Origin of the sequence: Arthrobacter sp. PAMC 25486, assembly GCF_000785535.1 — a bacterium.
Lineage (GTDB): Bacteria > Actinomycetota > Actinomycetes > Actinomycetales > Micrococcaceae > Specibacter.
In genome coordinates this window covers 3095245-3107850 of the sequence record NZ_CP007595.1, presented here as the reverse complement: position 1 = coordinate 3107850, position 12606 = coordinate 3095245, and the positions used below count along the sequence as shown (strand labels likewise).

Here is a 12606-nt window from a genome sequence, read left to right as displayed (position 1 = left end):
TGGCAGCTAGGCCGGGTGCCTGTGGCGGCAACCCCGCTTACCTGCCATCTCGAATCAGATTAGGGATACCCACCCGTCGTATCTGCTGTTCCGGATAAGAAGAGGGTCTGGACGGCGTCCGGCGCCCTGACGGCGCCCCAAAACGCGGACAACCGCCAAATTCAGGCCGCCGCATGCCCATCACGCCATGAAAGTACAGTCTTGGCCCCAAAGCCGTCGTTTTGGGACAAAAAGTGAACAGTCATGGCCCCACCGCCGGCTTCACGTAGCCGGCGGCGCAGGTCGCCGGCGTTGAAACGGCGCCAGGACGGCTCTGGGCCGAACCGAAATCCGGACACTCACGCACCCGAAGCATCCAGCACATCCAGGCCCCCTCACTCACACAAACGCTCGAATATCAACAGCTTTCGGCAAACACAAACCACCCGTAACAATCCCCCGGGCGAACTTAATATTGCATAAGGTCCACGACACATTGCCTGCCACGAAACTTAAAAGTCGCATACATTAGGCAAGAATTAGATCAGCCTTCTGTTGACTATTAGCAGGACCGTAGAATTCGCCCGCAAGGCGCCCTAGGGTGGGGCCATGACTGCTGAAACTTTTGTCGCTGGGGTAGACGGACCGGCGTCTGACGCAATGTTGAAATTGGGCCGTTTCTTCACCAAATGGGATGAAACGGATGATTCACGGGTCGTGTTTCGCGAGGGCGGCCGGGCTGGGGACATCTTCTACCGCGACCGGTGGAGCCACGACAAGGTGGTGCGTTCCACCCACGGCGTGAACTGCACGGGCTCGTGTTCCTGGAAGGTGTACGTCAAGGACGGCATCATCACGTGGGAATCCCAGCAGACCGACTACCCGTCCGTGGGCCCGGACAGCCCCGAGTACGAGCCCCGCGGCTGCCCCCGCGGCGCCGCGTTCTCCTGGTACACCTACTCCCCCACCCGCGTCCGCTTCCCTTACGCCCGCGGCGTGCTCGTGGAAATGTACCGCGAGGCCAAGGCCCGCCTGAAGGACCCCGTCCTGGCGTTCGCCGAAGTCTCCACGGACCCCGAGAAGCGCAGGCGCTACCAGAATGCCCGCGGCAAGGGCGGCCTCGTCCGCACCTCCTGGGCCGAGGCACTGGAAATTGCCGCCGCCGCACACGTGAACACCATCAAGACGTACGGCCCCGACCGCGTCTCCGGCTTCTCCCCGATCCCGGCCATGTCCATGGTCAGCCACGCGATCGGCACCCGCTTTGTGCAGCTCATCGGCGGCGTCATGACCTCCTTCTACGACTGGTACGCGGACCTTCCCGTCGCCAGCCCGCAAGTGTTCGGCGATCAGACCGACGTCCCAGAATCCGGCGACTGGTGGGACGCTACCTACCTGATGATGTGGGGCTCCAACGTCCCCGTCACCCGCACCCCGGACGCGCACTGGATGGTGGAGGTTCGCTACCGCGGCACGAAGGTCATCGCCATCAGCCCCGATTACGCGGACAACACCAAGTTCGCCGACGAGTGGCTTCCCGCCCAGGCCGGCACTGACGCCGCACTCGCCATGGGCATGGGCCACGTGACGCTGAAGGAATTCTTCGTTGACCGGCAGGTCCCGTTCTTCCAGGACTATGTCCGCCAGTTCACCGACCTGCCTTTCTTGGTCCGCTTGGAGAAGCACGACGACGGGACTTACGTTCCCGGGAAATTCCTCACCGCTGCGTTCGTCCCCGGCCAGGAGAGTCTCGAGGACGCCGCGTTCAAGACCATGCTCTTCGACAAGGTCACCGGCTCTGGGCTTGTGCCCAACGGCACCATGGGCCACAGATATTCCAAGACGGGCGAGGGCAAGTGGAACCTTGATTTGACCGGCATCGAACCGGCCCTCAGCATGGATGAGGTCACCTCCGAGTCCGTGGAGATCCTGCTCCCCTGCTTTGAGGACCCCGAAGGTGCAGGCACCATCATGCACCGCGGTGTGCCGGCGAAAATGGTGGGCGGGCACCTGGTCACCACCGTCTACGACCTCATGCTCGCCCAGTACGGCGTAGGCCGGACCGGCCTTCCCGGCGTCTGGGCCAAGGACTACAACGACGTTTCCATCCCCTACACCCCCGCCTGGCAGGAGGAAGTCACCTCCGTCCCGGCACAGGCCTGCATCCGGGTCGCCCGCGAATTCGCCCGTAACGCCGAGCAGTCCAAGGGCCGTTCCATGATCATCATGGGCGCCGGCATCTGCCAGTGGTTCCACGGCGACACCACCTACCGTGCCATCTTGGCGCTCGTCATGCTGACGGGCTGCATGGGCCGCAACGGCGGCGGCTGGGCGCACTACGTGGGCCAGGAAAAATGCCGCCCCATCACGGGTTGGGTGTCCCTGGCCAACGGCCTGGACTGGTCGCGCCCGCCGCGCACCATGATCGGCACCGGCTACTGGTATATGCACACTGACCAGTGGCGCCAGGACGGCTACTCGGCCGACGCGCTGAAGTCGCCGCTGTCCACCGGCAACCTCGACGGCATGCACACAGCCGACGCACTGGCACAGTCCGTGCGCCTGGGCTGGATGCCGTTCTACCCGCAGTTCGATTCCAACCCCCTCGACCTAGCCGACAAAGCCATCGCGGCGGTCGCCGCAGGCGAGGCCCCGGATGAGAAGACGTGGGTGGCGCAATCACTCATGAACCGCACCGTAAACCCCGCCATCGAGGACATCGACGCCCCAGAAAACTGGCCGCGCACCCTGGTGCTGTGGCGCTCCAACTTGTTCGGCTCCTCCGCCAAGGGCAACGAGTACTTCCTGCGGAACCTGCTGGGCACCCACAACAACGTCATGGGCCAGGACAGCCACGAATCGTTGAAACCGCAGGACGTGACATGGCATGAGGAAGGACCGGAGGGAAAGCTTGACTTCCTGATGTCGGCCGACTTCCGCATGACCAGCACCACCCTGCTCTCCGACGTCGTGTTCCCGGCCGCCACCTGGTATGAGAAGCACGACCTCTCCTCCACCGACATGCATCCCTTTGTGCACGCCTTCACCCCGGCCATCGACCCGCCGTGGGAGACCAAGACCGACTTTGAGCTATTCACCCTGCTGGCCGAGGAATTCTCCCGCCAGTCCGTGAAACACCTGGGCACCCGCAAGGACCTGGTCAGCGTCCCGCTCATCCACGACACCGTGGGCCAGATCGCCCAGCCCGGCGGCGTGGTCCGCGACTGGCGCAAGGAGGGAATCGAAGGCGTCCCCGGCCAAAACATGCCGAACTTCACCATTGTGGAGCGGGACTACACGGCCATCGCGAACAAGCTCACCGCCGTCGGACCTCTGGCGGACAAGCTGGGCTTCACCGTCAAGGACATCACCTACAAACTGGATGCTGCACTGGACCACCTGGCCAAGGCCAACGGCGTCATGATGGGCGGCGCGGCCCATGGCCGGCCGGCCATCGACACCGATGCGAAGATGGCGGAGGCCATCCTGACGTTCTCCGGCACCACCAACGGCCAGCTCGCCGTCGCCGGCTTCAAGGAACTTGAACGCAAGACCGGTGTGAAGCTCGTTGACCTGGCCGAGGGCAGCGAAGAGAAGCACATCTCCTTCGCCATGACCCAGGCCGGCCCGCAGCCGGTCATCACCTCCCCGGAATGGTCGGGATCGGAGACGGGCGGGCGGCGCTACTCACCGTTCACGCAGAACATTGAGCGGCTCAAGCCGTTCCACACGCTGACCGGGCGCATGCACTTCTTCCTTGACCACGACTGGATGATCGACATTGGCGAGGCCCTGCCGATCTACCGTCCCCCGTTGGACATGCACCGGCTGTTTGGCGAGCCGAAGCTTGGCCCCAATGGGGACAAGGAAATTGTGGTGCGCTACCTGACGCCGCACTCCAAGTGGTCCATCCATTCCGAATACCAGGACAACCTGCTGATGCTCTCCCTCTCCCGCGGCGGCCCCACCGTGTGGATGAGCCCGCAGGATGCCGGCTCGATCAATGTTAAGGACAACGAATGGGTTGAGTGTGTCAATGCCAACGGCGTGTTCGTGGGCAGGGCGGTGGTCAGCCACCGCATGCCCGAAGGAGTCGCCTACATTTACCACGCCCAGGAACGCACCATTGATGTGCCCAAGTCCGAGGCCACCGGCCGCCGCGGCGGCATCCACAACTCGGTCACCCGTCTGCTGGTGAAACCCTCGCACTTGATCGGCGGGTACGCGCAGCTGACGTACGCGTTCAACTACCTTGGCCCCACCGGAAACCAGCGAGACAACGTTTCCACCATCCGTCGCCGTTCCCAGGAGGTGCAGTACTAATGCGTGTTATGGCTCAAATGGGCATGGTCATGAACTTGGACAAATGCATTGGTTGCCACACGTGCTCCGTCACGTGCAAGCAGGCTTGGACCAACCGGGCAGGGGTTGAATACGTCTGGTTTAACAACGTGGAAACCCGCCCCGGGCAGGGTTATCCGCGCCGCTACGAGGACCAGGAGAAGTGGAAGGGCGGCTGGGAGCTGAACAAGCGCGGACGCCTGAAGCTCAAGGCCGGAGGGCGTGTGAAAAAGCTGTTCGGCCTCTTCGCCAGCCCCCTCCAGCCGGAGCTCAAGGACTACTACGAGCCTTGGACCTACGACTACAAAACCCTTGTTGATGCCCCGCTGGGCGACGACTTCCCGGTGGCTCGGCCCAAGTCCCTGATCACGGGCAAGGACACGAAGATCACGTGGAGCGCAAATTGGGACGATAACCTGGGCGGCACCTCCGAGCTGGGCCATCTTGACCCGATCGTGGAGAAGTTGCGCCGCGAGTCCGAGGACAAGATCAAGTTTGAGTTTGAGCAGACGTTCATGTTCTACCTGCCGCGCATTTGCGAGCACTGCCTGAACCCGTCCTGCATGGCCTCCTGCCCGTCCGGCGCCATTTACAAGCGCGTCGAGGACGGCATTGTGCTGGTTGACCAGGACCAGTGCCGCGGCTGGCGCCAGTGCATGACCGGCTGCCCGTACAAGAAGATCTACTTCAACCACAAGACCGGCAAGGCCGAGAAGTGCACGTTCTGCTACCCCCGCATCGAAGTGGGCCTGCCCACCGTATGCTCGGAAACCTGTGTGGGCCGCCTGCGGTACCTGGGGCTTTTCCTGTACGACGCCGATGCCGTCACCGCTGCTGCCTCGGTCACGGATCCGCAGGACCTGTACCAGTCGCAGATGGACGTGCTGCTGGACCCCAACGACCCAGCCGTCATCAAGGCCGCCCGCGAACAAGGCATCCAGGACGACTGGATCGAGGCTGCGCAGAAGTCACCCGTGTACGCGCTGACCAAGGTGTACAAGGTGGCCCTGCCGCTGCACCCGGAATACCGCACCATGCCCATGGTTTGGTACATCCCGCCACTGTCCCCCGTGGTTGACCTGCTGCGCGACCAGGGCCACGACGCCGAGGACAAGGACGTCTTGTTTGGCGCCATTGACGCGCTGCGCATCCCCGTTGAGTACCTGGCCGAGCTGTTCACCGCCGGGGACGCGGACCTGGTCACCGGTGTGCTGCAAAAGCTGGCCGCCATGCGCGCCTACATGCGCGGCATCTCGCTGGGCAATGAGCCCGACGAGTCCATCCCCGCCGCCGTGGGCATGGACGGGGCCACCATGTATGAGATGTACCGGCTCATGGCCATCGCCAAGTACGAGGAACGGTACGTGATTCCCAAGGCGCACGCCGAGCAGGCGCACGACCTGGAGGAAATGGGCTGTTCCCTGGATTTCGACGGCGGACCCGGCATGGGTGCCATGGGCGACTCCCCGTTCGGTGAGGCCAGCGGACGCCCCACCCCGGTGGCCGTCGAGACCTTCAACGCCCTCCGGGACAGGCAGACCTCCGACTCGGTCGCCGGAGCCGACACGCTGCGCGGCCGGGTGAACCTGCTGAACTGGGACGGCAACGGTGCACCGGCCGGAATGTTCCCGCAACGGCACCCGGCCGAGCCTCCCGCGGGGAACCGCGAGGAAGCGCTGGAAGGCGGTGGCGGCTCATGACCGGGCCCGGCAACCACCAGGACGTGAGCAAGAAGGACCAGATAACGTTTCTGGCTGCGGCCTGGTGCCTGTCCTACCCCGATGAGCTCCTCGTCAGCCGGGTGCCCATGATGCGTGCCGCCCTCGGTGAGTTTGCCGGCGCCAGCGAGCCATTCGCCGTCGTGCTTTCCAGGCTGGAGAACACGGATTTGATGGCGCTGCAGGGACAATATGTGCAGGAATTCGACCTCGGCAAGCGGCACGCGCTGCACCTTTCCTACTGGACCGACGGCGATACCCGCCGGCGCGGGGAGGTGCTGGGCGCGTTCAAGAAGGTGTACCGCGGCCAGGACACGCTCGTGGACACGCGCGGGGAACTGCCCGATTTCCTGCCCATGGTGCTCGAATATGCGGCCACCGTGGACATGGTGACGGGCAAGGAACTGCTGGCGCAATACCGGCCCAGCCTTGAACTGATCAAGTTTGGCCTGCAGCGCGACAACTTGCCGCACAGCGAGATCATGCAGGCCCTGTGCCACACGCTGCCGGGTGCCTCCCCGGCGGACGAACAAGCCGTCATGCGGATGGCAGGCTTCGGCCCGCCCACCGAATCCGTGGGACTTGACCCGTACGACCCGCGGCTGCTGCCCATGAGAGGGGCCTAACACAATGGACATCTTCCTCTGGGGCGTGCTGCCCTACGTCATGGTTGTCATCCTGGTGGGCGGCTCCATCTGGCGCTACAAATACGACCAATTCGGCTGGACCACGCGCTCCTCGCAGCTATATGAATCGAAGCTGCTGCGCATCGGCTCGCCCGTGTTCCACTTTGGCCTGCTCGCCGTCATTGCCGGGCACGTCTTTGGCCTGGTGATCCCAAAATCCTGGACCGAAGCCGTCGGCATGACGGAAAACATCTACCACTTCAACGCCTTGTTTGTCGGCACGATTGCCGGTGTCGGCACGCTCGGCGGCATTGTGCTGCTGATCTACCGCCGCCGCAAGACCGGGCCCGTGTTCATGGCGACCACCAAGAACGACAAACTCATGTACGTGGTCCTCGTGGCGGCCATCGTGTTTGGTTTGTGGATCACCCTGGCCAGCGTGTTCTGGCCCGACCACGACCTGACGTACCGGGACACCGTTTCGCCGTGGTTCCGCTCGCTGTTCATCTTCCAGCCGGACATTGCCGCCATGGCTGCGGCGCCGTTCGCCTTCCACCTCCACACACTGGTGGGCATGGCGCTGTTCATCGTGTGGCCGTTCACCCGTCTTGTCCACGCCTTCACGGCACCGCTGCACTACCTGTTCCGCCCGTACATTGTGTACCGCTCGCGGGACAAGGGCGCCAGCGTTGCGCCCCGTGACGGCTGGTCCGAGGTGGGCACGCACGACCGCGACACCAGCAAGCGATAACCGGCAACATCAAAGTTCTTTGTTCGACTGCTCGAGCCGACCCTCCCAGGAGCAACCATGGCAACTGCACCAACCAAGGCAAAGCCCCCCGCAATACCAGGGCAAGTCCGCAACCTGGTCTTGGCCACAGCGGCCTCGGTAGTCGGCTTCTGGGCTTGGAACATCATCGCCACCTTGAGCACCCACTACGCCAAAAACATGGAACTCTCGGCCGGGACCATGGGCATCCTGGTGGCCATGCCGATCTTTGTCGGCTCACTGGGCCGCATTGTTGTGGGCACCATGACAGACAGGTTTGGCGGCCGGGCCCTGTTCACATTCGTACTCGTCGCCACGATTCCCACAGTGCTGCTGGTTGCGTTGGGAGGGGCACTGAACTCATTCGTCCTAGTGCTTGCGGCCGGCTTCCTGTTGGGTGTTGCCGGCACGGTGTTTGCCGTCGGCATCCCGTTTGTCAGCGCCTGGTACCCGCCGGCACGGCGCGGTTTTGCCACGGGCGTGTTTGGCGCCGGCATGGGCGGCACCGCCCTGGCCGCGTTCCTGAACCCACGCCTGGTCGCATCGATCGGGTATGTGCCCACGCACCTGCTGATTGCCGGAATCCTGGCCGTCATGGCCGTCCTGGTGTGGGTGTTCATGAAGGACGCGCCCGATTGGAAGCCCAACAAGTCCCCGGTCATGCCGAAGCTGATCGACGCCTCAAAGCTGGCGGTGACGTGGAAAATGTGCTTCCTGTACGCCGTGGTCTTTGGCGGCTTTGTCTCCTTCGCCACGTACCTGCCCACATATCTGCGCGATGTGTACGCCTTTGACCCGAGCGCTGCGGGTGCCCGAACGGCAGGTTTTGCTCTGGCCGCCGTGATCGCCCGACCCATTGGCGGCGTGCTCGCTGACAAGATCGGGTCCAAGCCTGTTGTGCTGGCCTCCCTGGCAGGCGTGGCCATCCTTGGCTTCTTCGTGGCGCTGGAACCGGCCGCCGACGTTCAGGCCGGACCCATCTTCCTGGCCCTGGCCGCAGCACTTGGCCTGGGCACGGGCGGCGTCTTCGCCTGGGTTGGCACGTTGTCCCCGGACGGCAAGGTCGGCACCATCAGCGGCATTGTCAGTGCCGCCGGCGGCCTGGGCGGCTACTTCCCGCCGCTGATCATGGGTATGACCTACAACCCTTCGGCGGAGAATTATAAGTACGCCATCGGCCTCTCGCTGCTGGTGGTCACGGCCATCGTGGCCCTGATCTTCACCTTGTTCTTTGTGAAGACACCGGCGAAGAAACCGCTGGAGCCGGCACGGAAGTAGGTCTGTCTGAAGCACGACAGCGGTGGGCCGGGCGCGTTCCCCAACCCACCGCCGTCGTGCTTCCGCTTTTCAGACCACTTTTCAGACCCGGGGGGTAGTTATTGCCATTTGCGGCCGGTGCACCGGGGGCGGATGGTAATAACTACCCCGGCGACAGTCAGATCTGTCCGCACCGGGGGCGGATGGTAATAACTACCCCGGCACGCGGCCCAAGCATGACGGCGTGAGCCCACCGTTGCGAGGAAGGGGCCGACCTCCGGCGTCACGCTTTGGCGAAACCCCCTCAGCAACCCTTTTTCGCCGGAGGGATGCTTGGGGTAAACGTGGGCGCCAATACTGCGTAGGATTGATAGATGTGGTTCGCTCTCTTGAACCACCCCCAATTGACAGGTGGAAAAGTTCTGTGACGTCCTCCTCCGCTGGTCCTCGTCTGATGACGCGGATCGCCGAGTTCACCGCGAATTCCATTGCCGCGGGCCGAGCCTACGCCGATCAGGACCGGGTCAGTGACATTACGCTGGAGCCGGACACCGGGCTGCTGTCCGGCAGGGTGGCCGGCACCACGATGGAGTACCGGTCCACGGCGAAGCTGGTCCGCGAGCACGACGGTGTCATCGCCTGTCGCGTGGGCATCTGCAACTGCCCGGTGCGCCAAAATTGCAAGCACGTTGTTGCCTTGATCGCCGCGGCCGAGAGCGATATTTCCTTCACCGATTTCTTCCTGCCCGAGGATGCGCCCCAGGAGCCAACGTTTCTGGAGACCCTCCTGGCCAAGGCCAAGGACGGCAAGAAGGCCGCCGCCCCGTCCCAGGCAAGCAGTGAGCCAGCCGTTGAATCATGGGAAGCGGCCCTCTCGGCCCTGCTTCCCCCGGCAGCCGCGACCCCCAGCCAGGACACCCCGGCACTGGGCCTGCAATTTGAGTTGCACGTTCCGCCGCCACGCTTTTCCTACCGCGGCCGGGGCGCCAGCGTACCCTCCGAACCGGTCCTGAACGTCCGCCCCGTGGTCATGGGCACGCGCGGGAAGTGGGTCAAGTCCGGCGTCAGCTGGGCCACCCTTGGTTATCTGTCCTACGGTGGCGCGCACGACCGCACCCAGCTGGACTGGCTCAGCGAATTCCTGTCCTCGCACAGCCCACGGCAGTACAACAACGGTGCCGCCGGCGCCTGGCTGTCGTTGAACGACTTTGCCGGGCGCAATCTGTGGCAGATGCTTTACTCCGCCAACAAGAACGGCGTCGCACTCATCCAGTCCGGCAGCGGCGACCCCGTGCGCATCATGTCCCATGAGGCCGCCCTGGCGCTTGATGTCAGCCAGGGCACGGACGGCCTGGACGTGGGGCCGCTCATTGAGGTGGATGGCGCACCCATCGAGGCCGAGATCATCGGCCGCGTCGGAAACCCTGTCAGCGGACTTTTTTTCAGCGACCTGGCAGACCCCGCCGCAACGGCGGGCGGTGCCGCCCCAGGCCGCACCGCCGTCGTGCGTGGCAATGTCACGCTGGCACCGCTGCCCGCGGATGTCTCCCCCCAGATGCTTGATTTTGCGCTGCGCAAGGAGACGGTTCACGTACCGGAGCAGGCGCGGGAGAAGTTCCTGACCCAGTTTTATCCGCAGCTGAAGCAGGCCGCCCCCGTGGTGTCGGCGGACCATTCGGTGGAGCTGCCGGCGTATGTGGAGCCCACGCTGTCGCTCTTGGCGGCGTTTGGCGGCGACCACACCGTGCGGCTGCACTGGGAATGGCACTACCCTGTGGGCACCCGGATTACCTCGCTGCCGCTGTGGCCGGAGCTGGGCGAACATGCTGTGCGAGACAGCGGTGCCGAGGCCCGGTTGTTGGAGGCGGTGGGCCGGCCGTGGGAGGACATCACGGCCATGGGCGTCGCAGCCAACAACGCCTGGGGCGAGCCGACGCTGGCCGCTTCCGCGACTCTGACCGGGCTGGACACGCTCACCTTCACCGAAACCGTCCTGCCGCGGCTGCAGGAGTGCACGGGCGTTGAGGTTGAGACGTCGGGCGACATTGCCAGCTACCGGGAGGTCACCGAGGCGCCGATCGTCACAATTTCCACCAAGGCCACCGACGAGCGCGACTGGTTCGACCTGGGCATCGTCATCACCCTGGAGGGACAGTACGTGTCCTTCGCCGCCGTGTTCTCCGCACTGGCGGCTGGGCAGACGCGCATGCTGCTGCCCAGCGGCGCCTACTTCTCCCTTGACCGCCCCGAACTGCACCAGCTGCGGGCACTGATCGATGAAGCGCGCAGCCTCAACGACGTCAAGGACGGGCAGCTGCGGATCAGCCGTTTCCAGGCCGGGCTGTGGGATGAACTGGCCCAGCTGGGCATTGTGGACGAGCAGGCGCAGGCGTGGCGCAAGGCTATTTCTGGATTGCTCGACGGCGGCCCTGCCGTTCCGCTGCCGGCCCCTGCCGGGCTGAACGCAACCTTGCGCCCGTACCAGCTCGATGGCTTCAACTGGCTGCACTTCCTGTACAGCAATGGGCTGGGCGGGGTGCTTGCCGATGACATGGGTTTGGGCAAGACGGTGCAGACGCTGGCGCTGATGTGCCAGGTCAAGGCGGAAATGGCCGGGGCCATGCCCCCATTCTTGGTGGTTGCCCCGACGTCCGTGGTGGGCAACTGGGCCAGTGAAAGTGTGAAGTTTGCGCCCGGGCTCAAGGTTGTCACGGTCTCGGAAACGTTTGCCAAGAGCGGGATGGATTCCGCCGACTTCTTTGCCGGCGCCGACATTGTCATCACGTCCTACGCACTGTTCCGCATCGATTTTGCCGAATACGCAATGCAGGACTTTTCCGGGCTGATCCTGGACGAGGCCCAGTTTGTGAAGAACCACCAGTCCAAGGCGTACCAGTGCGCGCGGAAGCTCAAGGCCCCGTTCAAGCTGGCCGTCACGGGTACACCCATGGAAAACAACCTCATGGAGTTGTGGGCGCTGCTGTCCATTGTGGCTCCGGGCCTGTTCCCCAGCCCCAAGCGCTTTGCCGAGTTCTACCAGCGGCCCATTGAGAAGAACACCAACGCCACGCTGCTGGCCAAGCTCCGTTCACGGGTGAAGCCGCTCATGCTGCGGCGCACCAAGGAAGCTGTCATTGCCGACCTGCCGGCGAAGCAGGAACAGATCCTTGAGGTGGAGCTGAACCCGCGCCACCAAAAGATCTACCAGACGCACCTGCAGCGCGAACGGGCGAAGATTCTGGGCCTGCTGAAGGATGTGAACAAGAACCGTTTCACGATCTTCCAGTCGTTGACGCTGCTGCGCCAGCTCAGCCTGGATGTCACGTTGGTGGACGAGAGCCAGGCCGGGGTCCGTTCCTCCAAACTGGATGTGCTGTTTGAACAGCTGGAGGACGTGGTGAAGGAGGGGCACCGTGCCCTGATTTTCAGCCAGTTCACGGGCTTCCTGGGCAAGGTTCGGGAAAGGCTCATCGCCGAGGGCATCGACTTCACCTACCTGGACGGAGGCACCCGCAACAGGGCCGCCGTCGTCGATGAATTCAAAAATGGTGATGCGCCGCTGTTCCTGATCAGCCTCAAGGCCGGTGGATTTGGTTTGAACCTGACCGAGGCCGACTACGTCTTCATCCTGGACCCCTGGTGGAATCCGGCGTCCGAGGCGCAGGCCGTGGACCGCACGCACCGCATTGGGCAGAAGAAGAACGTGATGGTGTACCGGCTGGTTGCCAAGGACACCATCGAGGAAAAGGTCATGGCGCTGAAGGCGAAAAAGTCGCAGCTGTTCTCGGATGTCATGAGCGGTGACTCCCTGTCCGGCGGCGCATTGACAGGCACCGACCTGGCGGGTCTGTTCAGCGACTGACCCCTCCCTGATCTCCCCCGATCGATGCTGCACTTGTTGGACCGATTTCGCCAT

General features: G+C 63.8%; 6 protein-coding genes. All 6 read left to right on the top strand.

The window, feature by feature from the left end; genetic code table 11:
- Window positions 1–588: 588 nt before the first annotated feature.
- Window positions 589–4302 carry a nitrate reductase subunit alpha gene (locus tag art_RS14190; protein ID WP_038465771.1) on the top strand — a complete coding sequence of 1238 codons (3714 nt, stop codon included), beginning with the start codon at window positions 589–591 and terminating at the stop codon, window positions 4300–4302.
- Complete coding sequence (narH, locus tag art_RS14185; protein WP_038465768.1) at window positions 4302–6020, top strand: nitrate reductase subunit beta; 1719 nt, start codon at window positions 4302–4304, stop codon at window positions 6018–6020. The genes art_RS14190 and narH overlap by 1 nt, the downstream gene beginning before the upstream one ends.
- A complete protein-coding gene (gene narJ, locus art_RS14180; RefSeq protein WP_253901364.1) occupies window positions 6017–6664 on the top strand; it encodes a nitrate reductase molybdenum cofactor assembly chaperone in 648 nt (215 codons plus the stop codon). Before narH ends, narJ begins: the two co-directional genes overlap by 4 nt.
- Window positions 6665–6668: 4 nt before the next feature.
- Complete coding sequence (narI, locus tag art_RS14175; RefSeq protein WP_038465766.1) at window positions 6669–7415, top strand: respiratory nitrate reductase subunit gamma; 747 nt, start codon at window positions 6669–6671, stop codon at window positions 7413–7415.
- Between the two features lie 57 nt (window positions 7416–7472).
- The gene (locus art_RS14170; RefSeq protein WP_038465764.1) at window positions 7473–8711 is read left to right on the top strand and encodes an MFS transporter; all 1239 of its coding nucleotides are present in this window, start codon (window positions 7473–7475) and stop codon (window positions 8709–8711) included.
- A gap of 433 nt (window positions 8712–9144) precedes the next feature.
- Window positions 9145–12552 (top strand): DEAD/DEAH box helicase, encoded by a 3408-nt coding sequence (locus tag art_RS14165; RefSeq protein ID WP_038465762.1) that lies wholly within the window; start codon window positions 9145–9147, stop codon window positions 12550–12552.
- The last annotated feature ends 54 nt before the right edge of the window (window positions 12553–12606 follow it).